We start from the raw sequence: 23690 nt of genomic DNA on the forward strand, positions 1-23690 counted from the left end.
CGGATGTCCTTCAGAAGCTGTCGGTAGAGGTGAAGAGGCCGACGCGCAGGCCTTCGGCGCTGTAAATCTCGCGGCCATCGACGCTGACGGTGCCGTCGGCAATGCCGAGGATCAGCGATCGGTTAATAGTGCGCTTGATGTGAATGTTGTAGGTGATCTTTTTCGCGGACGGCAAGATCTGGCCGAAGAACTTGACTTCGCCAGAGCCCAGCGCACGACCACGGCCGGGGTTGCCCTGCCAGCCGAGGAAGAAACCAACCAGCTGCCACATTGCATCGAGGCCGAGGCAGCCGGGCATGACCGGGTCGCCTTCGAAGTGGCAGGCGAAGAACCACAGGTCGGGGTTGATGTCGAGCTCTGCGACGATTTCACCTTTGCCGTACTTTCCGCCGGTTTCGCTGATATGAACGATGCGATCGATCATCAGCATGTTGGGGGCGGGCAGTTGCGCATTACCTGGGCCGAACAGCTCGCCGCGACTGCAGCGCAGCAGGTCTTCCCGGGAATAGGCGTTTTGTTTGGTCATGCGAGCTCCTCAATGGTCCCCGTGTGGTACAGGGCTTGGCATTTCATCCTGCTGCCGATCACGCACAGGGCGACCGTCGACAGACTAGTCATAGACTATTGCGTTGTAGTGAAAGTCACAGGGTGAAGAGAACAGTCGTTCACCCAATGGGTTTAAACGGTCGCAAGGGGCGTGCCAAAGGCATCCCGCTTGCCAAGCGTGCTGCACTTTAACACTCCTGGCCACTCTCCGAATGTCTGGAAACGGCACTCGCTCGTCAGCTTGGCGGATTTTGCAGCCAACGCTGCATGACTCGATGCAGGTCGGCACGCTTGAAGGGCTTGGCGAGGTAGTCGTTCATGCCGGCCGCAAGGCAAGCCTCACGGTCGCCCTGCAGGGCATTGGCGGTGAGGGCAATAATCGGTATCGCTGAGCAGCCATTCATCCGACGAATCTGCCGGGTGGCCTCATAACCGTCCAGCACCGGCAGTCGGCAATCCATGAGAATCGCGGAGTATTGGTTACGCGAAGCGGAGTGCACGGCCTGGGCGCCATCGCCCACCAGGCTGACCTGGAAGCCGAGGCTGCGCAGCATGGCTTCGATCACCGTCTGGTTGACCGGGTTGTCCTCCACCAGCAATACGGTCAGGCCATTGGCTTCAGCTGTGTTCTGGATCCGACTATAGGCGACCGGTCCGATTTGCCGACGGAAGGGCAGGGGAATTTCCAGGGTAAAGACCGAACCGGTGCCCTCGTGGCTCTCCGCGCGCAGTGTGCCGCCCATGCGCTCGGCCAGGGTCCGGGCGATGGGCAGGCCCAGGCCGGTGCCGCCGTAGCGCCGGGAAATCGAGTTGTCCGCCTGTTGGAAGGCATTGAACATATGTTCGAGCCGTTCCGGCGAGATACCGATGCCGCTGTCGTGGACGGCGCAAGTGAGCCAGAGTACTTCGCTATCCAGCGCCTGCCAGCGTGTTTCTACGCGGATGCTGCCATCTTCGGTGAACTTGAGCGCGTTACCCACCAGATTGACCAGGATTTGCCTGATACGCGTAGGGTCACCCTGAACCTCCACGCCTTCCAGCCCGTCCTGGGTGTCCAGGCATAGGGCGAGGCCGCGTTGCTGTGCACTGTGCTGGAACACCTGCACCGAGCCGAGGATCAGTTCGAGCAGGTTGAAGGGAATCCGTTCGAGTTCGAGGGCTCCACGCTCTATGCGAGAGAAATCGAGGATGTCGTTGATGACCTTGAGCAGGTGTTCGGTGGATTCGGTAGCGAGCGCTGTATATTCCGCCTGCTCCTCGTTCATTTCAGTGGTTTCCAGCAACTGCAGCATTCCAAGTACGCCATTCATCGGTGTACGCAGTTCGTGGCTCATCATTGCGAGGAAGTCCGACTTGGCCCGGTTGGCGCTCTCCGCTTCCTCCCGCGCCTTGATCAGCTGGCTCATGGCTTGTTGCTGCTCGGCGCTGGCCTTGTCGAGGCCGCTGGCAAGGTCGTTGATGTGGCGAGCCAGAATGCCCAACTCGCTTTCGTCCACTACCGGCAGGCTAGTGTTGTAGTTGCCGGCCTGAATGGCCTTGACTGCCCCGCCCATGTCGATGATCGGTTGTGATAACCGGGTGGCCAGGCGGCGGGCCAGCAGGAACGTCAGGAAGAGCGCAGCGAATGCCAGGACCGTAGCCTTGAGGAGGATCTCCTGCTGGCGATTGCTGAAGGCATCGTTGGACATACCGACCACGACCCGGCCGAGGTAGCCCTTGTCGTTGCGACCACGGACTTCAGCCGGCACCGCCGGGCTGCCCGTCGATACCTGCTGGCGAAAGATGGGCGCATGAAATACTTCCACCTGCGGGCTGCTTTGTTCCAGTCTGGCGGCTTGCTCGAGGTAGACCAGAATGTTGTCCGCCCGGTCGCGGATTTCGAGGAAACGGACATGGGGTGTGCCGAGGCTGGCGTGCAGGAGGTTTTCCAATACCTCCAGCTTGCCGGATACCACCCCATACTCTGCTGCCGGCGCCAACTGGTTGGCGATCAATTGACCGGTATGGTTGAGCTCCTGGCGCAGGTCCTGCAGGCGAGCGAAGGTGAAGAAACCAGTGAGTAGCAGGGTGAGCAGGAGTGCCGGCCCAAGGCTGATCAGCTGGGTGCGGGTGTGGATGTCCCAGTGATGCCTAAAGGTCATTGACCGAGCCCTGTCGTCACGCAGATCGGGGGCTTGCAGAACGGTCTGGTCGCCGGTGGCGATTCGGGCGGCTGGGTCAGGGGATAGCATCGGCACTTCATCCTTAGGCCTCATCACAACGTCGTCCGTGGAGAAGGCAGGTCTATGCTGGAACTCTAGCCTTGTTATGTCCCCGGTACTGGGGATTTTCGACAGTATCAGGATTGTGCCGGACGTTGGTTCCGTTTTGGTGCATCCAGGAGGTGGCACCTTGCCGGATCGGGCCTGTCAAAACTTGACGACATCTTAACCGAGGCGCGCTGCTTTGCCAGCGGCAACGGGCGAGATAGAGGCTGCCCGGCAGGCGGTGCCTCCGTATAATGCGCGCAACCGCCACTTCGATGGCTCTACATGGACCCGTTATGACTGAACAGCAACCCATTGCGGTGCTCGGTGGCGGCAGCTTCGGCACTGCCATTGCCAACCTGATGGCCGAGAATGGCCAGCGCGTGCGCCAGTGGATGCGCGACCCTGAACAGGCCGAGGCGATCCGCACCCAGCGTGAGAATCCGCGCTACCTGAGGGGTGTGAAGATTCACCCGGGGGTTGAGCCTGATACCGATCTGTCCACCGTGCTCCAGGCGTGCGAGTTGGTCTTTGTCGCGATCCCGTCCGGCGCGCTGCGCAAGGTACTGGAGCCGGTGGCCGGTCTCCTGGCCGGCAAGCTCCTTGTCAGCACCACCAAGGGAATCGAGGCACAGAGCTTCAAGCTGATGAGCCAGATTCTCGAAGAAATTGCGCCAGCTGCGCGCATCGGTGTGATCTCCGGCCCCAACCTGGCCAAGGAAGTCGCCGACCATGCGCTGACCGCGACCGTAGTCGCCAGTGAGGATGCCGAACTCTGCACGCGCGTCCAGCACGCTCTCCACGGCCGCACATTCCGCGTTTATGCGAGCCAGGACCGCTTTGGGGTCGAACTGGGCGGTGCCCTGAAGAACGTCTACGCGATCATTGCTGGGATGGCAGCTGCCCTTGACATGGGCGAGAACACCAAAAGCATGCTGATTACCCGTGCCCTGGCGGAGATGACTCGTTTTGCCGTCAAACTCGGCGCAAACCCCATGACCTTCCTGGGTCTGGCCGGCGTCGGCGATCTGATCGTCACCTGCTCTTCGCCCAAGAGCCGCAACTACCAGGTCGGTTTTGCCCTGGGAGAGGGGCTCAGCCTGGAGGATGCGGTGGCGCGCCTCGGTGAAGTTGCCGAAGGGGTGAATACCCTCAAGGTGCTCAAGACCCGCTCAGAGGAATTGCAGGTGTACATGCCGTTGGTCGCAGGTTTGCATGCGATCCTCTTCGAAGGGCGCACGCTGGCCCAGGTGATCGAAGTACTGATGCGCGGCGAGCCCAAGACCGACGTAGACTTCATTCCAACCACTGGCTTCTGAATACGAACCGCATACCCGGACAAGGAGAATCCCCATGAGTGAAGAACGTGACGACCTGCAGCGTGAATCGATCCTGCTGCGCATCGTCTGGATGCTCATTTTCGTCGTCGTCTGGCAGCTTGCCGAAATCGTTCTCGGCGCTGTAGTGCTGCTGCAACTCGGCTACCGCGTGTTCTACGGAGCACCTAGCGCCAGCTTGCTGGCTTTCGGCGACAGCCTCAGTCAGTACCTGGCGCAGATCGGTCGCTTCGGCACCTTCAACAGTGAAGAAAAGCCCTGGCCCTTTGCCGATTGGCCCGAAGCCCAGGCTCCGCAAGGAGAGGCTGCATATCAGGTACCGGCAGCGGCCCATCCCGTTCGCGACGAAGAGCCGAAGCTGTGAGGCTTTGGCTATTGCGCCACGGCGAGGCGGAGGCTCATGCGTCCACCGATGCCGAGAGGGAGCTGACGCGGCATGGTCGTAAGGATGTGCTCCACGCAGCAGCGCAGCTGGCTGGCAGGCATCTGGACGCGATCCTTGCCAGCCCGTATGTGCGGGCGCAGCAGACTGCCGAGCTGGTTCGCGAGGCGTTGGGATTCAGGGGCGCGGTTGGTACCGCGCCTTGGCTCACGCCCGATAGCGACCCGCGCGAAGCCTTGAATTTCCTTGCTGAACGAAGCGAAGGGGACCTGCTGTTGGTTACTCATAATCCCTTCGTCAGTGAGCTTGCCGGGCTGCTCATCAATGGCCACCGCCAGGAACCGTTACCCATGAGCACGGCCAGCCTGGCGGAGCTGGAAGGCGATCTGCTGGTGCCTGGCCTGATGTCCTTGCGTGCGGTGCATCACGTCCGTCATCACTGACGGGCATGCAACATTTCTTAACTTGCGCCACCTCCAGACGCGTGGAATAGTCAGCCAAGCAAGTGCTTGGTTGTCCCCACAAAAAGAATAAAGGAGGAGGCCCTGTGGCTGATGCAGTCCGTTTGCCGCTTGAGAAGTTCTTTGAGCGTGAAGCTCGTCATCCGAACAAACGCTACCTGGTCCAGCCCATGGAGGGAGGTCGGCTCGAAGAGCTGACCTGGGCTGAAGTAGGGGACCAGGCAAGACGCGCCGCCAGTTGGTTGCGCGGACGCGACCTGCCCCAGAGCAGCCGCATCGCGATCATTTCCAAGAACTGTGCTCACTGGATCATCGCCGACCTGGCAATCTGGATGGCCGGTCACGTTTCCGTTCCGCTCTACCCCAATCTGACTGCCGATTCGGTGCGCCAGGTGCTGGAACACTCCGAATCTGTCCTGGCGTTCGTCGGCAAGCTGGACGATTGGCCGTCCATGGCCGACGGTGTGCCGGCCGGCGTACCCGTCGTGGCGTTGCCGATCCACCCGAAAAGCGAGTTCAACTACCACTGGAAGGACCTGCAGGCTACTCCGCCGATCCGCGATGACCCCAAGGGTCAGCCCGACCAGCTCGCCACCATCATCTACACCTCCGGGACCACTGGCACGCCGAAGGGCGTAATGCACAACTTCAGCAACCTGGCCTTTGCCGCCAGCCACGGCGTGGAGCTTTTCAGTACCAGCGAGGATGATCGGCTGCTCTCCTACCTGCCGCTATGCCATGTGGCCGAGCGCATGTTCGTCGAGATGGCATCCATCTATGCCGGACAGACGGTGTTCTTCGCCGAAAGCCTGGAAACCTTCCTCGAGGACCTGCGCCGGGCCCGGCCTACGGCGATCTTCGGCGTGCCGCGGATCTGGACCAAGTTCCAGATGGGGGTCTACGCGAAGATGCCGGCGCAGAAGCTCGATCGCCTGCTCAGGTTGCCCATCATCGGACGCATGGTCGGGCGCAAGGTGCTGGCGGGCCTTGGCCTCGATGCCGTGCGCATTGCATTGTGCGGCGCCGCTCCAGTTCCCGAGGCGCTGCTCGACTGGTACAAGCGCCTGGGCCTCGACGTGCTGGAGGTCTACGGCATGACCGAGAACTGCGGCTACTCCCACGTCTGCCGTGCCGGGAAGCAGAAACCCGGCTGGATCGGCCAGAACAGCCCAGGTGTCGACGTGCGCATCAGCGAGGAGGGCGAGGTGCTGGTACACAGTGGTGCCACCATGCAGGGTTACTACAAGGACCCGGCCAAGACTGCCGAGACCCTGACCGTCGACGGCTACCTGCGCACCGGTGATAAAGGCGAACAGGACGCCGAGGGCAACCTGCGGCTGACCGGGCGCATCAAGGAAATCTTCAAGACCAGCAAGGGCAAGTATGTCGCGCCGGCCCCCATCGAGAATCGCCTGGCGGTGCATCCGCGCATCGAACAGGTGTGCGTCGTCGGCGATGGTTTACCGCAACCCATGGCGCTTTGCGTGCTGTCTGAGGTGGGGCGCCAGGAGGCTGCCAATAGTGCTCGTCCTGAACTGGAACTCAGCCTTCGGGAGCTGCTCGAGGAGGTCAATGGCGTGCTCGACAAGCACGAGCGCTTGCAGGGGCTAGTGCTGGTCAAGGAAATCTGGGCCGTGGACAACGGTTTCCTCACTCCGACGCTGAAGATCAAGCGCAATCAGGTGGAAGATGCCTACGGCAAGCGTTTCCCCGAATGGATCGAGCGCGGCGAGACAGTGCTTTGGCACGAATGAGTCCAGCACGCCAGGAGTATCCCCCTCCGGCATCACGACAAGGAGCGAATATGTGCTTGTGGAAACGACAGCCTGATCTGAAGCACCTCAACGAAACCCTGAGCAACACCATCGGCGAGCAACTGGATATTCGCTTCGAAGCCTTCGATGATGAGTCCCTCACGGCCAGCATGGTGGTCGACAGTCGCACCCATCAACCGTACGGCCTTCTGCATGGCGGTGCCTCGGTCGTGCTCGCGGAGACCTTGGGTTCCACCGCCAGCTACCTGTGCATCGATACCAGTCGCTTCTACTGCGTTGGCCTGGAGGTGAATGCCAACCACCTGCGCGGATTGCGCAGTGGACGTGTCACCGCTGTGGCGCGACCGGTTCACCTGGGCCGTACCACCCATGTCTGGGATATCCGCCTCCGCGGCGAAGATGGCAAACCCAGCTGCATATCCCGCCTGACCATGGCCATCGTGCCGCTTGATGCTGAGCCACCGAGGGGCTGACAGGGGAGCGAAGCAGGAAGGTCCAGGTGAAACACCGCCCGTTCTCCCTCCGGGAGAGGGGCTGGGGTGTGAGAGCTCGGGAGGCTGCTAGGACGCCCAAGGGCAGGCCTGCGGTCTGCTTGGCGAATGAGTTGGCTCTGTGTGCATCGAGTGTTGCAAGTGGCGGCATTTCTTGTAGGCGCGAGCTTGCTCGCGAAAGGGTCCGGTTCGCGAGCAGGAACTCGGCGTTCCCCCGCTCCTGCAAGGCTCTCGGCCCGGCCATTGATTCCTAGTAACAGCCAACGCAGGCATAGCCAATGAGTTCACCCTTTCAAAGCCCAGCCCCACGTCCCCAACCCTGCAATTTTGTCCAAGATGCTGCCTTCGCTACGGAGTAGAGTGGCGTCCATGGAACAGATCAGTCACATCCTAAGCAGCTTGCCCGGCGTCCGCCTGATCGACGCCGAGCACCACAGCTTCCGTTGCCCCCGGCACTTCCATCTGGAATACCACCTGGGACTGTTGGTGCATGGTCGGCAGCGCTATCTGCACCAGGGCGAGAAGTGCCAGGCGGATGCTCGGTGTTGGTCGCCAGGGAGCTCTTAGGCTGACTAGGTCGGTGCTGCGGCCTGGTATTCCTGCTGGTCGCGCTGGCCATCGTCACCCGGCTGCGGGCACCCGGAGTTTGGCATTAGCGCCATCATCACTGGCGGTTACGGTCATTGCCGAACTCGTGGGCCTGCCGGAGAATTCCGGCATCTCCTGAAGAGCTGGCATTACGATGTCGCAATCAATCTTTTTCGCTCATGCCAACGGGTTTCCCTCGGCGACCTACGGCAAGCTATTCGCTGCTCTGGCACCGGACTTCCGTGTCGAGCACCTGGATCAGCATGGCCACGACCCGCGTTTCCCGGTCAACGACAACTGGGAAAACCTGGTCGACGAACTGATTCACCATCTGGAAGTAATTGACGAGCCCGTTTGGGGCTTGGGCCACTCCCTCGGCGGCGTGCTGCATTACCACGCCGCCCTGCGCCGTCCAGACCTTTATCGAGGCGTGGTGATGCTCGACTCGCCGGTGCTGACCCTGGCCGACCGCATTGTCATTCGGGCGGCCAAGCGCTTTGGCTTCATCGACCGGATCACTCCTGCGGGTCGTACCCTTGGACGACGGGAAGAGTTCGCCGACTTCAGCGAGGCGCGTGACTATTTCGCCGGCAAGGCCTTGTTCCGCCGCTTCGACCCGGAGTGTCTGGACGCCTATGTCCGCCACGGCCTGGCCCAAGGTGGTAGCGCCTTGCGACTGAAGTTCGACCCGGCGACCGAAATCAGTATCTACCGCAGCGTGCCGCACAGTACGCCTGGGCGGCCGCAGCAGCTCGAAGTGCCGCTGGCGTTGGTGCGTGGGCGCCACAGCCGCGTGGTGCTGCCGCACCATGCACGGCTCGTGAAGCGGGTACCCAAAGGGGAATACCTGTCGGTGCCGGGCGGCCATATGTTCCCCCTGGAGCGACCCAAGGAAACGGCCGACCTGCTGAGATCGGTCTTCAATCGTTGGAACGAACGCCATGAAGGCGAACAGGTGATCGCATGAGCGCCCACGTCGAAGAGATTCGCCTCAACCTTCCGCATATCGAACTGGCTGCACATCTCTACGGACCTGAAGATGGCCAGCCGGTTATCGCCCTGCATGGCTGGCTCGACAATGCAGCCAGCTTTGCTCGCCTGGCCCCGCGCCTACCGGGGCTGCGCATCGTCGCCCTGGATTTCGCCGGTCACGGCCATTCGGCTCACCGGGCGCCCGGCGCCGGCTACCTGCTCTGGGACTATGCCCTTGACGTTCTGCTGGTGGCCGAGCAACTGGGATGGGACCGTTTTGCTCTGCTTGGCCACTCCATGGGGGCGATCGTCTCGGTGATGCTGGCGGGCGCCATGCCGGACCGGGTAAGCCGGCTGGCCCTGATCGATGGCCTGATGCCTTACACCGGCGAAGCTGACCAGGCGCCCACCAAGCTTGGCGAGGCGCTACTGGCGCAGCTAGCCCTGGCCGCCAAGCGCAAGCCGGTTTATGCCGCGATCGATCGTGCTGTCGAAGCGCGCATGAAAGGGGTTGGGGCCGTCAGTCGCGAGGCTGCGGAGCTACTGGCCCAACGCGGGCTGATGCCGGTCGCAGGAGGCTATACCTGGCGCACCGACAGCCGCCTGACACTGCCCTCTCCGCTGCGCTTGACTCGCGCCCACGCCCTGGCCTTCGCCCGCAGCCTGAAGTGTCCAGCCCTGCTGGTGCTGGCTGAGCATGGGCTGCTGCAGACCGAGCCGAAGTTCGTAGAGTTGTTGGATGGTCTGCCCCTGGATGTGCGCAGGTTGCCGGGCAAACACCACCTGCACCTCGACGATGAAGCCGGAGCCCAGGCGGTAGCAGACTGTTTCAATCCCTTCTTCGCTGCTCCTTGACTTGCGCTGACCAACTGGGGACGCTGGCGGCTTTCGATCAAGGAGAATCGGCATGATCGACCTCTACACCGCCGCTACCCCCAACGGTCACAAGGTTTCGATTGCCCTGGAGGAACTGGGGTTGGCCTACCGGGCTCATGCACTGTCCTTCGACAAGAAGGAGCAGAAGCGCCCCGGGTTCCTGCGGATCAACCCCAATGGCCGTATTCCGGCCATCGTCGATCGGGACAACGACGACTTCGCCGTGTTCGAGTCCGGCGCCATCCTGATCTACCTTGCCGAGAAGACCGGTCAGCTCATGCCCACGGACGTCAAAGGGCGCTCGCGGGTCATCCAGTGGCTGATGTTCCAGATGGGTGGGATCGGGCCGATGCAAGGCCAGGCCAACGCCTTCTTCCGCTATTTCCCGGAGAAGATCCAGCCCGCCATCGACCGCTACCAGCACGAGACGCGGCGCCTCTACGAGGTGCTCGATGGGCGGCTGGGTGAAGCCGAGTTCCTGGCCGGCGACTACAGCATTGCCGACATCGCCACCTTTCCCTGGGTACGCATCCATGATTGGGCCGGCGTGCCGGTCGACGGGCTCGCGCATCTACAGCGCTGGCTCGCCGCAATCGAAGCGCGGCCAGCCGTGCAGCGGGGACTGGCGGTTCCAAAGCGCCAGGAAAACACCGACAAGATGGTCCAAACTGCTCAATCCATGTTGATTCGCTAAGGATGCGCATGCGTCTGATGATCCTTGCCGGTGTGTTGCTGGCGGTCGCTGCTCAGGCTGCCGACCTGCCTGACAGCCACGACCTCGCGGCACTTCCGCGCTTCCCCCATGCTGAGATCGTCGATTTTCGTGATGTACCTGATCAGGAGCGCACCTATCCGCAGGCGTCCATCCGCCGGATCAGCAACCAGTTGCGCATGGAGCGCAAGATCGAAGTCGAGGGGCGGCAGACGGCCGTGACCTATCGCTTGCCCAGCGACCACAGTTCCACCGAGGCATTCGACCGTGCGCGCAAGGACCTGTTGGCAGGCGGCGCTGAGCTGCTCTACTGGTGCCAGGGCCGAGACTGCGGCTCCAGCAACCTCTGGGCCAATGCCATCTTTGGCAACTCGAAACTCTACGGACCGGACGAGCAGCAGGCTTATCTGCTGCTGCGCCTGGCTGAGCCTCAGCAGGACAGCGTGCTGGCGATCTACAGCGTCACCCGTGGCAACCGTCGTGGCTACCTGCATGCCGAGCAACTGGACGCGGCAAAGCCTCTGGGCGAGTTACTGCCGACCCCTGATACCTTGATGCGTGAACTCAAGAGCAGCGGTATCCTGCGCCTGGCACGTCTGCCGGCCGAGCCCTCTGAGGCCTGGGCTACGCTGCTGGCACGCTGCCTCAATCTCGACAGCACCTTGCGCGTCAGCCTTGTGGGCGAGGGCGCCGGTGCCTGGCGCGTGGCGCTGGTAAGCCAGGGTGTCCGTGCTTCACGCCTGGAGTTGGGGGAGGGCGTCGAGCCCGGCCTGCGACTGAACCTCCTACGCTGAGCGCTGGTCTTCAAACCGCCACCACTATCTGGCTCTATGCTTGTGCTTGCCGGCCGTTTCCGATGCGTTGGCTCGCGTTACCTTTTCTGTTCGCCGGAGTACTACAGGGATGCTCAATAACGATCGGCTGCTCGTGCAGATACTTCTGCTTGGCTTACTCGGTGCCAGCCTTTGGGTTCTTGCACCCTTCTGGTCAGCATTGTTCTGGGCTGGCGTGTTGGCGTTCGCCAGTTGGCCGTTGATGCGCGTGCTGAGCGGCCTGCTGAATGGTCGCGAGTCCATGGCTGCAGCGCTGCTCACCGCTGGGTGGGTCCTGCTGGTGGCTCTGCCGCTGGCATGGCTCGTATCCAATCTGGCCGAGCACATTCGCGATGCGACCGAACTGGTCAAGAGCGTGCAGCTGCAAGGACTACCCGCTGCGCCGGACTGGCTGCGGCAGATTCCATTGGTGGGCGAGCGACTAGTTCGTCTGTGGCAGACCGTCGATGCCCAAGGCGGCGCGTTCTTCGCCGGCCTGAAACCCTATATGGGCGAGGCGGGGAACTGGCTCCTAGCGCGCAGTGCCCAGGTTGGCGGTGGCTTGGTGGAGTTGGTGCTGAGCCTGGTGCTGGTGTTCTTCTTCTATCGCGATGGCCCGCGCATGGCGATGTTTGCAGAGCGAGCCCTGGAGCGATTGATCGGTGATCGCGCCGAGCACTATCTGGAACTCGTCGCAGGCACTGTGCAGCGTGTTGTGAATGGTGTGATAGGCACTGCTGCCGCCCAAGCGCTGCTGGCGCTGATCGGCTTCTGGATTGCTGGAATTCCAGGGGCGCTGGTGCTCGGCATCGTCACGTTCGCCTTCAGCCTGATTCCCATGGGGCCACCCCTGGTCTGGGTGCCGGCGACGGCGTGGCTGGTGTGGCATGGCGATTATGGCTATGCGGTGTTCCTGGGTATCTGGGGCATGTTCGTCATCAGCGGCGTGGACAACGTGCTCAAGCCCTATCTGATCAGCCGTGGCGGTAACCTGCCGCTGGTGGTGGTGCTGCTTGGTGTGTTCGGGGGCATTCTGGCGTTCGGCTTCATGGGCCTGTTCCTCGGCCCAACCCTGCTGGCTGTGGCCTATAGCCTGATTTCCGACTGGATAGATCAACCTGTGCCGAAACTTCCGGAGCAGGCCAGCATCGAGGAAGAGCCCCGGCCTTCCTGAACAATGGCCGGGGGCTTTCGGGTCGACAGATTCAATTGGCTGTTACCACCGCTTGAGCCGCGTCGCTAGCTGCTGTCCATGACGTTGCTCGTTGCTGATGGTGGTGCTGCATCGGTTTGCTTGCAGGAGACGTCCTCCATACTGTAGCCGGACAGCTATCGGCGCGAGGGCTCGCTTGTGCGGGGCTCGGGACCATGTCGGCTTTGTATCGGTGTTGGTACAAAGCTTGTGCGGCTTGCGCCCCTCACCCCCGGCCCCGCTCCAGAGGGGCGAGGTCGGATATCACATGGCCCGCCAGGGCACGGAGAGCTCCCTCTACCTGGGCCACCAGGCCCACTTCTTTACGCATTCTTTATGCCCCACGCCCCCCGTGGGTCTCGTTCCTTTACGCACCCCTTTCCGACAATGGCTCCACAGCGGCCCAGACCGCATCAAGGAGCAGAAGCAATGAGCATTCTCGACGGGGCGTCCCTGGTTCTCGCCACGGGGCTTTTCATCTATTTGCTGGTGGCGCTGCTGCGCGCCGAGCGCGGCTAGGAGGCGGCATGCACGTTCAAGACTATGGCCTGATCCTGGCTTTCTTCGTGCTGGTGCTGGTGCCAGCACCGTTTCTCGGGCGCTTCTTCTATCGGGTGATGGAGGGTGAACGCACTTTCCTGGCCCCGATATTCGCGCCGGTGGAGCGGCTCAGCTATCGCCTCTCCGGCGTCGACCCCAACCGTGAACAGGACTGGAAAACCTATGCACGAGCCTTGGTGGCCTTCTCCCTGACCAGCCTGGTGGCACTGTTCGCCATCCTCATGCTGCAGGGTATGCTTCCGCTAAACCCGCAGAAGCAGCCGGGCCTGGAGTGGACCCTGGCGTTCAACACCGCGGTCAGCTTCATGACCAACACCAACTGGCAGGCCTACAGCGGTGAGGCCACCCTGAGCTACTTCAGCCAGATGGTCGGCCTTGGCGTGCAGAACTTCGTCAGCCCTGCCGTCGGCCTGGCCGTATTGGTGGTGTTCTGTCGCGGCATCGCCCGTCGCTCGACTGACAGTGTGGGCAACTTCTGGGTCGACCTGACCCGCGCAACGCTCTATGTCCTGCTACCGCTGTGCGTGCTGCTGGCGCTGTTCCTGGTTTGGCAGGGTGTACCGCAGACTTTCCTCGGATACGCCCATGCCGTGACTCTGCAGGGTGCTGACCAGAGCATTCCGCTCGGTCCGGCAGCCAGCCAGATTGCCATCAAGCAACTGGGCACCAATGGCGGCGGCTTCTTCGGCGTCAACTCAGCGCATCCGTTCGAGAACCCGACTGCCTGGAGCAACTTGCTGGAGATGGCCTCCATCATCCTGGTCCCTGCGGCGCTGGTGTTCACCTTCGGCCACTACGTCAAGGACCTGCGCCAGAGCCGTGCACTGTTGGTGTGCATGCTTGTGCTCTTCATCATCGGCCTGGGCGTGACCCTGTGGAGCGAGTACCAGCCGAACCCGGCGCTGGCTTCCCTGCCGGTCGAGCAGACGGGTTCGCTGGAAGGCAAGGAAAGCCGATTCGGCATAGCCGGTTCGGCGCTCTGGGCGGTCACCACCACGGCGGCGTCCAACGGCTCGGTCAATGCCATGCATGACAGCTTCAGCGCCATTGGCGGCATGATCCCGATGTTCAACATGATGCTCGGCGAGATCATCTTCGGCGGTGTTGGCGCGGGCCTCTACGGCATGCTGGTGTTCGTCCTGATCGCCGTGTTCCTCGCCGGCCTGATGATCGGCCGCACCCCGGAATACCTCGGCAAGAAGCTGGAAGCCCGCGAAGTGCGCCTGCTGGTGGCAACCCTGCTGGTGATGCCGATCGGCGTGCTGGTGTTCTGTGGCCTGGCCATCAGCCTGGAAGGCCCGGCTGCGTCCATCACCAACTCCGGTGCGCATGGCTTCAGCCAGGCGCTCTATGCCTACACCTCAGGTACCGCCAACAACGGTTCGGCCTTTGCCGGCTTTAGTGCCAACACGCCGTTCCACAACCTGATGATTGGCCTGGCCATGCTCCTCGGTCGCTTCGGCTACATCCTTCCGGTGCTGGCCATTGCCGGCAGTCTGGCCGCCAAGAGGCGCGCGCCGCTGGGTGCCAACAGCTTCCCGACCCATGGTCCGCTGTTCGTCACGCTGCTGACCCTGACCATCCTCCTGGTCGGCGGGTTGACCTTCCTGCCGGCGCTGGCCCTTGGGCCGATCGCCGAACACTTTGCGCTGATCCAGGGCTTCTAAGGGAGATCACAATGAATGCCCCCATACAGGCGCACAAAAGCGCCAAAGTCCAACCCAAGACCACCTTCGATGCACTGTGGAAGCAAGCGTTGATCCAGGCTTTCGTCAAGCTGGACCCGCGCCAGCTGGTTCGCTCGCCGGTGATCCTGGTCGTTGAGTTAACCGCTGTTCTGACGACGATCCTCTGTGCCATCCCGAGCCCTGCGGTGAGCACAGGTCTGGCAGTGCAAATCGCACTCTGGCTGTGGTTTACCGTGCTCTTCGCCAACTTCGCCGAGGCATTGGCCGAGGGCCGTGGCAAGGCCCGCGCAGACAGCCTGCGAGCCGGCAGCCAGGGGCTGAACGCGCGTCGGCAGAAGAGCGGCGGCCAGTTCGAAACCGTCCCTGCCAGCACCTTGCGCAAGGGCGATATCGTCCGTGTCGAAGCTGGCGAGCTGATCCCCGGCGACGGCGAAGTAATCCAAGGGATCGCCGCCGTCAACGAAGCAGCGATTACCGGCGAGTCTGCGCCGGTTATCCGTGAGTCCGGCGGTGACCGCTCCGCTGTCACCGGCAACACCCGCATCGTCTCCGACTGGCTGCTGGTGAAGATCACCGCCAACCCGGGCGAGTCGACCCTCGACCGCATGATTGCCCTGGTGGAAGGCGCCAAACGCCAGAAGACGCCCAACGAGGTGGCGCTGGACATCCTGCTGATCGGCCTGACACTGATCTTCCTCCTTGTGGTGGCCAGCCTGCAGCCGTTCGCCCGCTTTGCCGGTGGTGACCTGCCGCTGGTGTATCTGTTGGCCCTGCTGGTGACGCTGATTCCGACCACCATCGGTGGCCTGCTCTCGGCCATCGGCATTGCTGGTATGGACCGCCTGGTGCGCCTGAATGTGATCGCCAAGTCTGGCCGGGCGGTAGAAGCGGCCGGTGACGTGCATGTGTTGCTGCTAGACAAGACTGGCACCATCACCTTCGGCAACCGCCGTTGCAGCGCGATGATCAAGGCACCGGGCGTGTCTAGCAACGAGCTGGCCGAAGCTGCCCTGCTGGCCTCGCTGGCCGACGAAACCCCCGAAGGCAAATCGATTGTCGAATACCTGCGTAACCTGCACTCGTTACAGGCGCCGGAGCGCGAGCAGATCGAGGTCATCCCGTTTACCGCTGAAACTCGTCTGTCCGGCGCCGACTGGGCTGGCCACAGCTACCGCAAGGGCGCGGTGGATGCGGTGCTGGACTGGGTTGGCGTCAGCCGCAGCGACGTGCCGGCACCTCTGGCCCGTGAGATCGAGAAGATCGCCCAGAGCGGTGGCACGCCGCTGCTGGTCTCTGCCGACAATAAGCTGCTCGGCGCCATTCACCTCAAGGACGTGGTCAAGCCGGGCATCCGCGACCGTTTCGCCGAACTGCGGCAGATGGGCATTCGTACCGTGATGGTCACCGGTGACAACCCGCTGACCGCCGCCGCCATTGCTGCCGAGGCCGGCGTGGACGACGTGATCGCCGAGGCCACGCCGGAGAAGAAGCTCGCCCGCATCCGCCAGGAACAGGGCGAGGGCAAGATGGTCGCCATGTGCGGTGATGGCGCCAACGACGCGCCGGCGCTGGCCCAGGCTGACGTCGGCCTGGCCATGAACGATGGCACCCAGGCTGCCCGCGAAGCCGCCAACCTGGTGGACCTGGATTCCGATCCGACCAAGCTGCTGGACGTGGTGCAGGTGGGCAAGGAGCTGCTGGTGACCCGCGGTGCGCTGACTACCTTCTCGGTAGCCAACGATGTGGCCAAGTACTTCGCCATCCTCCCGGCGCTGTTCGCGGGCATCCATCCGCAACTGGGCGTACTCAACATCATGCACCTGGCCAGCCCGCAGAGCGCGATCCTCTCGGCCATCGTGTTCAACGCACTGGTCATCATCGCGCTGGTCCCGCTGGCCCTGCGTGGGGTTCGCGTACAGGCCACCGACGCGGCCCACCTGCTGCGTCGCAACCTGTTGATCTACGGCCTGGGCGGCATCGTTGCTCCCTTCGTGTGCATCAAGGTGATCGATGTGCTGCTGACCGCCGTCGGCCTGGTGTGATGGATCGCCCCTCTCCCGCTTATGGGGGAGGGGCAGGTGGGAGGACCTGACTTGTCCCGCCTGAACTTAGATTTCTGTAGAGGAACTGAATATGCTTACGCAACTTCGCCCGGCCCTGAGCATACTGGCTTTGATGACCCTGATCACTGGTGTTGCCTACCCGCTGGCCGTAACCGGCATTGCCCAAGTCGTTTTTCCGGAGCAGGCCAATGGCAGTCTGGTGCGCGATGCCAAGGGCGCGATTCGTGGCAGCGCGCTGGTGGCGCAGAGTTTCGAGGGCCCTGAGTGGTTCCAGCCCCGGCCTTCGGCGGCGTCCTTCGCCACTGTGGCCAGTGGTGCCAGCAACCTTGCGCCGAGCAACCCAGCCCTGGCCGACCGTATCGGCAAGGATGCTGCGCGGCTGGCAACGGAAGGCCAGGGCAAGGTGCCTATGGCCCTGGTCACCACCTCGGGCAGTGGTCTGGACCCACATCTGCCAACGGCTGCGGCGCGCTACCAGATCCCGCGCATCGCCGCCGAACGCGGCGTTCCAGCCGAAGCCCTGGCCCGCCTGGTTGACCTCAACACCGAGCGCCCGTTGGTGGGGCCCGCGGTGGTCAACGTACTGGCCCTGAACATCCAGTTGAATGAGATGCCTCGATGAGTGATGCCCTCCGCGCCGATGCACTGCTGGCCGAAATGCCCCGGGAGGGGCGCGGCCGACTGAAAGTATTCCTCGGCGCGGCACCGGGTGTAGGCAAGACCTTCGCCATGCTCCAGGCCGCCCAGGCGCAACTGCGGCAGGGCGTGAATCTGCGCGTTGGCGTGGTGGAAACCCATGGCCGCGCGGAAACCGAATCCATGCTCGCCGGCCTGCCGCAGCAGCCGCTGCGTCGCCTGGACTACCGTGGCATGGCCATGACCGAGATGGACCTCGATGGTTTGCTCGCGCAGCGGCCGAAACTGGCGCTGGTGGACGAGTTGGCCCACACCAATGCGCCAGGTAGTCGCCACGCCAAGCGCTGGCAGGATGTGCAGGAACTTCTGGATACCGGCATTGACGTCTACACCACGGTCAACGTCCAGCACCTCGAAGCCCTCAACGACCAGGTACGTGACATCACGGGCGTGCAGGTGCGCGAGACGCTGCCCGACTGGGTGTTGCAGGAGGCCGACGAGATTCTCCTGGTGGATCTGCCTCCACGGGAGCTGCTCGAGCGCTTGCGCGAGGGCAAGGTCTATGTGCCGGAGCAGGCCCGTGCCGCCATCGACGCCTTCTTCAGCCAGACCAACCTCACTGCCTTGCGAGAGCTGGCCATGCAGACGGCCGCCGCACGTGTCGATGCGGATCTCAATCGCCGTTATCGCCAGCGTGGCCAGGAAGCACCGGCCGTGCGTGGACGCCTGCTAGTGGGCATTGACGGCGACCATCAGGCCGAGCGCCTGGTGCGCCATGCCTGCCGGGTCGCCGAGCGCCGCCACCTGCCGTGGTCGGTGGTCCACGTGGATACCGGCATTGGGCGCTCGGAAGAGGCACGCGTGCAGCTGCAAGGCGCCCAGCAGCTGGCTGAGCGGTTGGGCGGCGAGGTAGTCACGCTGCGTGGCGAATCGGTGGCCAAGGCTTTGGTGGAGCATGCCGATGAGAGACGTGCCAGCCTGCTGCTGGTTGGCAGGAGCCGACAGCGCTTGCGTCGTCACTGGCTGGGTCGGGGACTGGCCGAGCGGCTCCTGCGCCAGGCCAATGGCCTGGAGATCAGCGTGATCGACACCGAAGTCGACCGGCGTCCGGCCACGGCCAGGGCCCGTCAGCCGGTGCGTCTGCTCGATTACGGTGTGGCGATGGTCGCAGCAGTAGCCGCCACGGGGCTGGCCTGGGTGGTGTCGCACACGCTGGCGCTGCCGAACATCTCCCTGGTGTTTCTCGCCGCAGTGCTGCTGGTCGCCGTCCGCAGCAGCCTGGGACCAGCGCTGGCCTGCGCCGCGCTGTCCTTCCTGGCCTATGACTTTCTCTTCATACCGCCCACCTTCTCGTTCACCATCGCCCGCCAGGAGGATGTGCTCACCTTGCTGTTCTTCCTGCTCATGGCGGGGTTGACCGGCAACCTGGCCTCACGCCAGCGACGCCAGCTCGATGCTTTGCGCGATACCCAGACGGAAACCACCGTCTTGCTCGACCTGTCGCGCAAGCTCACCGCAGCCACTGACCGCCAGGCGGTGCTGAATGTCGCCGTGCAGCAGTTCTCCGCCTGGACCGACGTGGAGGTCTGCCTGCTGGCCCGTGGCAAGGATGGTGTGTGGAAGGTGGAAGCTGGCGTCCAGCGCTTGCTGGCCGACCAGGAGCGCGCCGCCGCCGAGTGGTCCTGGCAGCATGACCAGCCTGCGGGCCTGGGCACTGATACCCTGCCAGGCGGGCGCTGGTGGTGGCTTCCGCTATCGGGCGAGGAGGGGCCGCTGGTGCTGCTGGGTGTCAGCCCGCGCGACGAAGCCCCGCTGCCGGCCCCGCGTCGACGCTTGATCGCCGCCCTCGGGCAGCCTTTGGCCCAAGCCCTGGCCCGCGCCCAACTGGCCGAGGATCTGGAGGCCGCGCGCCTGCATGGCGAAACCGAACAGCTGCGTAGTGCCTTGCTCGCGTCCGTCTCCCACGACCTTCGTACCCCGCTCACGGCCATGCGCGGCTCCATCGACAGTCTGTTGGCGCTGGGCGAGGCCATTCCCCTGGGGGACCGACTCGAACTGCTCGAAGGCACCCGCGATGAGGCCGAGCGGCTCGATCGCTACATCCAGAACCTGCTGGACATGACCCGCCTCGGCCATGGCGGCTTGAAGCTCGCACGCGACTGGGTGGCGCCCGTGGATATCGTCGCCAGCGCGCTGCAGCGCTTGCGACCCGTGCTGGCGCCGTTGCAGGTGGAAACCCTGATTCCCAAAGAGCTACCGCTGCTCTACGTACATGCCGCATTGATCGAGCAGGCCCTGGTCAATGTGCTGGAGAACGCGGCACGTTTCTCTCCCAGCCAAGGCCGCCTGCGGATCAGCGTGGAGGCAGATGACGTCGAGCTGCGCTTCGCCGTCAGCGATCAGGGTCCGGGTATCCCGCTTGAAGAACGCGACAAGATCTTCGACATGTTCTATACCGCTGCCCGTGGCGATCGGGGCGGGCAGGGTACCGGACTGGGCCTCGCTATCTGCCAGGGCATGGTCGGTGCCCATGGCGGCAGGGTTTCGGTGGGTGATGGCATCGATGGCCAGGGCACGACCCTGACCCTGCACCTGCCTCTGCACCCGCAGCCGCAGCTGGAAGAAGAGTGAATGGCCGGTCATACGAGTGGGTTTCCGGGGATGCTTGTTCTGTGGGGGCAAATTCAGTGGCTATGTCCCAGTTAGGTATTGCAACTGGCCGCATTCCCTGTAGAAGCGAGCTTGCTCGCGAATCGGACCCTTTCGCGTGCATGAGCTCGGCGTCTCCCCATTCCTACAAGACTCTTCGCTCGGCGGTCTATTCCTGGCAACAGCTAGCGCAGACAGAGCCAATTCATTCGCCACGCAGACCACAAGTCTGCCGGGGGGCGCAATCGGGGTAGCTTTGCCACCCTTGGCGAATGAGTTCGCACCCAAAGAAAAAGATCGGCCCTTGCCACTGACGGATTGATGAACGGAACGATGACAATCAACCAGCCGACCATCCTGGTCATTGACGACGAAGCGCAGATTCGCAAGTTCCTGCGTATCAGCCTCACAGCCCAGGGCTATCGGGTGCAGGAGGGCGCCAACGGCCGTGAAGGACTCGCTCAGGCAGCGCTTGGCAAACCGGATCTGGTAGTGCTCGATCTCGGGTTACCGGATCTGGATGGAAAGGACGTGCTGCGCGAACTCAGGGAGTGGTCCCAGATCCCCGTGTTGGTGCTCTCGGTGCGAGCCAGCGAGGGCGAGAAGGTGCTGGCGCTGGATGGGGGCGCCAACGACTACGTGACCAAGCCGTTCAGCATCCAGGAATTCCTCGCTCGCGTCCGCGTGCTGCTGCGCCAGGGCGCGCCTGGCGAGCAACAGGTCGCCCATGTCGCCAGTGGCCCGCTGGTAGTGGATTTTGCTTACCGAAAGGTCATGCTCGATGGCGCCGAGGTTGGGCTGACGCGCAAGGAGTACGCCGTGCTTGCCCAACTCGCCCGACATCTGGGCCGCGTGGTCACCCAACAGCAATTGCTCAAGGACATCTGGGGCCCAACCCATGTGGAAGACACGCACTACCTGCGCGTGGTGGTAGGGCACCTGCGGCAGAAGCTTGGCGACGACCCGGCCAATCCGCGTTTCATCGTCACCGAGGCAGGCGTCGGCTACCGGCTTCTGGAGGGGTGACAGGACTCCATTAGCCCGGACCTCAGCCCGCTCTGCGTGAAGTTTGCTGCGCTTGTGCTGCGAGGCGGGAAATAGGCGTCTAGCGCATATCAAGCCTGAAACCCGTACTGCTGGAAAGAAAGCATGCAGCAATTGCTGAACGAGATTCTCGACGAGATCCGCCCCCTGATCGGCCAGGGCAAAGTCGCCGACTACATTCCCGCGCTGTCTCACGTCGCACCCAACCAGTTGGGTATCGCGGTCTACAGCAACGAAGGAGAACTCTACTCCGCCGGTGACGGCCTGACGCCATTTTCGATCCAGAGCATTTCCAAAGTGTTCAGCCTGGTTCAGGCTATCCAGCACTCGGGAGAGGACATCTGGCAGCGCCTGGGGCACGAGCCCTCGGGGCAGCCGTTCAACTCGCTGGTGCAACTGGAGTTCGAACGCGGGGTACCGCGTAATCCCTTCATCAATGCCGGGGCCTTGGTGATCTGCGACATCAACCAGTCGCGATTTGCTGCACCAACCCTATCCATGCGGGATTTCGTTCGCCGCCTGAGCGGCAACCAGTTAGTGGCGTCCGACGACGTGGTGGCCCGATCGGAGTACCAGCATCGGGCGCGCAACGCGGCGATGGCCTACCTGATGCAAGCGTTCGGAAACTTCCATAACGATGTCGAGGCGGTGCTGCACAGCTACTTCCATCACTGCGCCATTCGCATGAGTTGTGCCGACCTCGCGCTTGCCTTCAGCTTCCTCGCCAACCAGGGTGTCAGCCCGCATAGTGGCGAACGGGTGCTGACGCCGCGTCAGACCAAGCAGGTCAACGCCATCATGGCCACCAGCGGCCTGTACGACGAAGCGGGCAACTTCGCCTATCGGGTCGGCCTGCCCGGCAAGAGCGGAGTAGGCGGCGGTATCGTCGCTGTGGTGCCGGAGCGCTTCACGGTGTGTGTCTGGTCGCCCGAACTGAACCCGGCTGGCAATTCCCTGGCAGGCATGGCAGCGCTGGAATTACTCTCCGAGCGAATCGGCTGGTCGATTTTCTGATCGTGCTGTCCCGCTCCCAAGGAGAGAACAGTCAGGGCGGGCTCTAGCCCGCCCGTGAGTTCGCCCCTTGGCTGACGCGGAGCGCCGCCCGGCCTACCCTACAGGCTGCCCGACATCCTTCACTCCAAGGGGAGGGGTATTGGTCAGTTGCCCTGTTCGTAGCGGTCCAGGGTGTCGCGGGCAACCAGGCGGCCGAGTTGGATCAACTCCGGCGCCTTGTAGAACTCGAAGAAGCGGCAGACCTTCTTCGGTACGTTGATCAGGATGTCTGGCGGATAGCCGGCGATCTTGTATTGCGCCAGCGACGTCTGCATCACCTCGAAACTCTGGTTGATCAACTCCAGCAGCGAAGCGGCTCCGACACTGGCAACGACCTCGGAACCGGCAGCCGACTTCGGCGCTCCGGAGCTTTCCGGGGCGGCTGGTGGCTGCTGGGGCGCGGCGCGCTCCAGCCAGGGGTTGCCACCTGGCAGGCTTTCCGGGTCCAGCAGGCCAGCTTCATCTTCCGGTGCACGTTTCAGGAAGGGTAGGCGTGAACCAAGGGAAAACATCAACTGGTCGATGCGGCTCTTGATAGCCGGCGGCCGTTCAATAACGGGCAGTTGGTATTGCAATTGGCTGGTGGCGTTGAGGTTCACGGCGATGATCAGGTCGCAGTGGCTGGATACCACCGGAATGATCGGCAGGGGGTTCAGCAGGCCGCCATCCACCAGCATGCGATGACCTTGCAGTACTGGGGTGAACAGGCTCGGAATGGCGGCTGAGGCACGCATGGCCTGGTGCAGGCAGCCTTCCTGGAACCAGATTTCCTGCTGGTTGGTCAGGTCCGTGGCGACTGCCGTGTAGGGAATCGACAGGTCTTCGATATTGATCTCCCCCACGATGTCGCGAATGCGGCCAAAGACCTTCTCGCCACGGATTGCGCCGAGGCGGAAACTCACATCCAGCAAGCGCAGCACATCAAGATAGTCGAGGCTTTCCGTCCACTCGCGGTACTGGTGCAGTTTTCCTGCCGCATAGATACCCCCTACGACAGCGCCCATTGAACAGCCCGCGATACAGGCGATCTGGTAACCACGTGCCTCGATTTCCTCGATCACGCCAATATGCGCGTAACCTCGTGCGCCCCCCGAACCCAACACCAGCGCTACTCGCTTGCTCATCCGTTCACCCCTACAACCAGTGGTTTGACGATACGCTGCAACCAGGGTGGCGCCAAGGCATGCCATGACCATCCTCCGTCCGGTCGTCGGTGGCCCGGTCCAGACGTATGCCATGCAGCGCACAGAGTTGAATCTTGGTGTTTTCGCAGCGTCTATTCAGGCACTAGACTTTCGCCATCTCGACCATAAGGAGCTTCATCGATGAAAGCCTGGATCAGCCTGCCCCTGATCGCACTCATGCTTGTTGGCTGTGCTGGCAAGACGGCCTATCGCAGCAGTTGCGCTGCCGAACTTGACGCCGCCTGGCAGGAACTGGACCTGGCCAAGGCCGAAGGTTTCTCCGGTACGGTCAGTTATTCCAAGGCTCTTAGCCTGCTTACCGCTGCCAAGACTCAACAACAGTTCGAGGCCTTCGAAGGTTGCGCCAACAAGGCGGAGAAGGCTCGTTTCTACATTCGTGAATCGCGCGCTGGGCGGTAGAG

General features: G+C 62.9%; 21 protein-coding genes and 1 pseudogene. 19 read left to right on the forward strand and 3 right to left on the reverse strand.

What is annotated here, in order from left to right; all coding sequences use genetic code 11:
* Nucleotides 1-10 precede the first annotated feature (10 nt).
* Both fabA and J7302_RS03715 read right to left on the reverse strand, forming a co-directional pair.
* Nucleotides 11-526, reverse strand: a complete 516-nt coding sequence (gene fabA / locus J7302_RS03710) for a 3-hydroxyacyl-[acyl-carrier-protein] dehydratase FabA (protein WP_215370440.1) — start codon at nt 524-526, stop codon at nt 11-13.
* 256 nt (nt 527-782) lie between these two features.
* Complete coding sequence (locus J7302_RS03715) at nt 783-2687, reverse strand: ATP-binding protein (protein WP_215370815.1); 1905 nt, start codon at nt 2685-2687, stop codon at nt 783-785.
* Nucleotides 2688-3088: 401 nt separating this feature from the next.
* Here J7302_RS03715 and J7302_RS03720 point away from each other — a divergent pair, with 401 nt between their 5' ends.
* From J7302_RS03720 to glsB, 18 genes and pseudogenes are all read left to right on the forward strand, one after another.
* On the forward strand, nt 3089-4111 hold the full coding sequence (locus tag J7302_RS03720; protein ID WP_215370444.1) for an NAD(P)H-dependent glycerol-3-phosphate dehydrogenase: 1023 nt from the start codon (nt 3089-3091) through the stop codon (nt 4109-4111).
* A gap of 34 nt (nt 4112-4145) precedes the next feature.
* A complete protein-coding gene (locus J7302_RS03725; RefSeq protein WP_215370447.1) occupies nt 4146-4493 on the forward strand; it encodes a DUF4389 domain-containing protein in 348 nt (115 codons plus the stop codon).
* Nucleotides 4490-4954 carry a phosphohistidine phosphatase SixA gene (gene sixA, locus J7302_RS03730; RefSeq protein WP_215370450.1) on the forward strand — a complete coding sequence of 155 codons (465 nt, stop codon included), beginning with the start codon at nt 4490-4492 and terminating at the stop codon, nt 4952-4954. Before J7302_RS03725 ends, sixA begins: the two co-directional genes overlap by 4 nt.
* A gap of 104 nt (nt 4955-5058) precedes the next feature.
* Nucleotides 5059-6726: an AMP-binding protein gene (locus J7302_RS03735; protein WP_215370453.1), complete on the forward strand. Its 1668-nt coding sequence runs from the start codon at nt 5059-5061 to the stop codon at nt 6724-6726.
* A 50-nt stretch (nt 6727-6776) separates the two neighbouring features.
* Nucleotides 6777-7220 carry a hotdog fold thioesterase gene (locus J7302_RS03740; protein ID WP_215370456.1) on the forward strand — a complete coding sequence of 148 codons (444 nt, stop codon included), beginning with the start codon at nt 6777-6779 and terminating at the stop codon, nt 7218-7220.
* Between the two features lie 387 nt (nt 7221-7607).
* Nucleotides 7608-7775, forward strand: a pseudogene (locus J7302_RS03745) (AraC family ligand binding domain-containing protein); the annotation flags it as partial.
* A 205-nt stretch (nt 7776-7980) separates the two neighbouring features.
* Nucleotides 7981-8793, forward strand: coding sequence for an alpha/beta fold hydrolase (locus J7302_RS03750; protein WP_215370462.1), 813 nt, complete (start codon nt 7981-7983; stop codon nt 8791-8793).
* Nucleotides 8790-9653: an alpha/beta fold hydrolase gene (locus J7302_RS03755; protein ID WP_215370466.1), complete on the forward strand. Its 864-nt coding sequence runs from the start codon at nt 8790-8792 to the stop codon at nt 9651-9653. The genes J7302_RS03750 and J7302_RS03755 overlap by 4 nt, the downstream gene beginning before the upstream one ends.
* A gap of 52 nt (nt 9654-9705) precedes the next feature.
* Nucleotides 9706-10368: a glutathione S-transferase family protein gene (locus tag J7302_RS03760; RefSeq protein ID WP_215370469.1), complete on the forward strand. Its 663-nt coding sequence runs from the start codon at nt 9706-9708 to the stop codon at nt 10366-10368.
* 8 nt (nt 10369-10376) lie between these two features.
* Nucleotides 10377-11180, forward strand: coding sequence for a DUF4892 domain-containing protein (locus J7302_RS03765; protein WP_215370472.1), 804 nt, complete (start codon nt 10377-10379; stop codon nt 11178-11180).
* A gap of 109 nt (nt 11181-11289) precedes the next feature.
* Nucleotides 11290-12372, forward strand: a complete 1083-nt coding sequence (locus tag J7302_RS03770; RefSeq protein ID WP_215370476.1) for an AI-2E family transporter — start codon at nt 11290-11292, stop codon at nt 12370-12372.
* A 447-nt stretch (nt 12373-12819) separates the two neighbouring features.
* Nucleotides 12820-12909 carry a K(+)-transporting ATPase subunit F gene (kdpF, locus tag J7302_RS03775; RefSeq protein ID WP_215370479.1) on the forward strand — a complete coding sequence of 30 codons (90 nt, stop codon included), beginning with the start codon at nt 12820-12822 and terminating at the stop codon, nt 12907-12909.
* Nucleotides 12910-12917: 8 nt separating this feature from the next.
* Nucleotides 12918-14618, forward strand: coding sequence for a potassium-transporting ATPase subunit KdpA (gene kdpA, locus J7302_RS03780; protein ID WP_215370481.1), 1701 nt, complete (start codon nt 12918-12920; stop codon nt 14616-14618).
* Nucleotides 14619-14629: 11 nt separating this feature from the next.
* Entirely contained in the window at nt 14630-16681 is a 2052-nt protein-coding gene (gene kdpB / locus J7302_RS03785; RefSeq protein ID WP_215370484.1) for a potassium-transporting ATPase subunit KdpB, read from the forward strand.
* Between the two features lie 91 nt (nt 16682-16772).
* On the forward strand, nt 16773-17324 hold the full coding sequence (kdpC, locus tag J7302_RS03790) for a potassium-transporting ATPase subunit KdpC (RefSeq protein WP_215370487.1): 552 nt from the start codon (nt 16773-16775) through the stop codon (nt 17322-17324).
* Complete coding sequence (locus J7302_RS03795; RefSeq protein ID WP_215370490.1) at nt 17321-19969, forward strand: sensor histidine kinase; 2649 nt, start codon at nt 17321-17323, stop codon at nt 19967-19969. The genes kdpC and J7302_RS03795 overlap by 4 nt, the downstream gene beginning before the upstream one ends.
* A 351-nt stretch (nt 19970-20320) precedes the next feature.
* The gene (locus J7302_RS03800; protein ID WP_215370493.1) at nt 20321-21013 is read left to right on the forward strand and encodes a response regulator; all 693 of its coding nucleotides are present in this window, start codon (nt 20321-20323) and stop codon (nt 21011-21013) included.
* A 123-nt stretch (nt 21014-21136) separates the two neighbouring features.
* The gene (gene glsB, locus J7302_RS03805) at nt 21137-22045 is read left to right on the forward strand and encodes a glutaminase B (RefSeq protein ID WP_215370498.1); all 909 of its coding nucleotides are present in this window, start codon (nt 21137-21139) and stop codon (nt 22043-22045) included.
* A gap of 143 nt (nt 22046-22188) precedes the next feature.
* On the opposite strand, the gene J7302_RS03810 is transcribed toward glsB, so the two are convergent.
* The gene (locus J7302_RS03810) at nt 22189-23208 is read right to left on the reverse strand and encodes a patatin-like phospholipase family protein (RefSeq protein WP_215370501.1); all 1020 of its coding nucleotides are present in this window, start codon (nt 23206-23208) and stop codon (nt 22189-22191) included.
* A gap of 201 nt (nt 23209-23409) precedes the next feature.
* Between J7302_RS03810 and J7302_RS03815 the strand changes: the two genes are divergently transcribed.
* Complete coding sequence (locus tag J7302_RS03815; protein WP_215370504.1) at nt 23410-23688, forward strand: hypothetical protein; 279 nt, start codon at nt 23410-23412, stop codon at nt 23686-23688.
* Nucleotides 23689-23690 lie beyond the last annotated feature (2 nt).

This window comes from Metapseudomonas boanensis, from assembly GCF_018704125.1.
Lineage (GTDB): Bacteria > Pseudomonadota > Gammaproteobacteria > Pseudomonadales > Pseudomonadaceae > Metapseudomonas > Metapseudomonas boanensis.